At 58.1% G+C, this 408-nt stretch carries 1 protein-coding gene and 1 pseudogene; both read right to left on the bottom strand.

Going from position 1 to position 408, the window contains the following annotated elements; translation table 11 throughout:
* Positions 1–234 (bottom strand): ATP-binding cassette domain-containing protein (locus tag EN780_RS38145; RefSeq protein ID WP_133373041.1); only part of this gene is annotated, 234 nt, incomplete at its 3' end.
* Positions 235–238: 4 nt separating this feature from the next.
* Positions 239–408, bottom strand: a pseudogene (locus tag EN780_RS41270) (carbohydrate ABC transporter permease); the annotation flags it as partial.

Here is a 408-nt window from a genome sequence, read left to right as displayed (position 1 = left end):
CGCAATATCCCGATCTTTCGGCGAGAGGTCGTTGACCACCTTGCCGGCGATGCGGATTTCTCCGCCCGATATCTCTTCCAGCCCCGCGATCATGTTGAGCAGCGTGGACTTGCCGCAGCCCGAAGGGCCGAGCAGTACGAGGAAGTCACCGGTTCCGATGGAGATGCTGACCTCCTTCAGAACTTCGAGTTCACCATAGAGTTTGCGAGCACGATCGATTTCGAGAGTTGACATGGCATCAGCCTTTCACGGCGCCGGCAGTAAGGCCGCGCACGAAATATCTTCCAGCGACGACGTAGACAAAAAGGGTCGGAAGCGCGGCGATCATGGCGGCAGCCATGTCGACGTTGTATTCCTTGCGGCCCATCGAGACGTTGACGATGTTGTTGAGCGCTACGGTGATGGGGG

The sequence above is a fragment of the Mesorhizobium sp. M4B.F.Ca.ET.089.01.1.1 genome (genome assembly GCF_004022605.1).
In the GTDB taxonomy this organism is placed as follows: domain Bacteria; phylum Pseudomonadota; class Alphaproteobacteria; order Rhizobiales; family Rhizobiaceae; genus Mesorhizobium; species Mesorhizobium abyssinicae.
This window is presented reverse-complemented; position numbering and strand designations above follow the sequence as displayed.